We start from the raw sequence: 865 nt of genomic DNA, 5'->3' as shown, positions 1-865 counted from the left end.
TCCCTTTTTCTCTCTCATTTTACCAGTGCACACAAAACCGAGAGCAGAATCATTTGAACCTGTCCAAGCATCAAACAAGTCACCCGACAAAATCTGGTGCAACCTTGGCTGATAAGGCCTTGCTTGCAATACAAACCAGTATTATTAAGGGCGAGTTAGCTGCAGGCAGTAAAATCAATGAGCAAGCATTAGCTGAGCAATATGGAATGAGTCGCGGGCCGACAAGAGAAGCACTGCTCACCCTAGAGCGACGACGCCTCATTGTCAGAACACCCCATATTGGCGCGCGGGTTGCAGAATTAACAATCGAGGAGCTTAACGATTTATATCGACTGCGCAGCGTATTAGAAGGCATGGCCTGTGAGCTTGCGGCACAACATATCAATCAAGAGGAACTCGCACAGTTAGAGGCACTGCTCGTCAAACAAGAGCAGGCATTAGCGGCTGGGGATACTTTCTTTCAAAAAGAGGGCGATGTGGATTTTCACTATCGAATCATTCAGGCCAGTAGGAGTAAACACCTTCAAGAAACCTTGATTGGTGGTCTTTATCACCTACTGAGAATGTATCGTTATCAATGCACCAACATCAACCGGCCGACCAAGGCCTTGGCTGACCATCGGCGCATTGTCGAGGCGATTGCCCAGCGAGATGGTGAGTTAGCCAGTTTACTAATGCGACGCCATATTGAGCAGGGCAGAAAGAATACAGAGAAACGCTTAGCGACATTACAGCAAAGCCAATAGAAAAATGATTATCCAAATTTTAATGAGTGCACGAGTCATACAAATGTCATTCAATAGATGCGTGATTTATTGATGCCGTTGGTATACCGAGCCCACGAGACCGTACTAGATCTCGTATG

1 protein-coding gene is annotated in these 865 nt (G+C 46.5%); it reads left to right on the top strand.

From position 1 onward, the window contains the following. Window positions 1–53 precede the first annotated feature (53 nt). Complete coding sequence (locus tag K5Q58_RS20580) at window positions 54–746, top strand: GntR family transcriptional regulator (RefSeq protein ID WP_051413056.1); 693 nt, start codon at window positions 54–56, stop codon at window positions 744–746. Window positions 747–865 lie beyond the last annotated feature (119 nt).

It is taken from the genome of Shewanella sp. KT0246, assembly GCF_019654955.1.
GTDB lineage: Bacteria > Pseudomonadota > Gammaproteobacteria > Enterobacterales > Shewanellaceae > Shewanella > Shewanella goraebulensis.
This window is presented reverse-complemented; position numbering and strand designations above follow the sequence as displayed.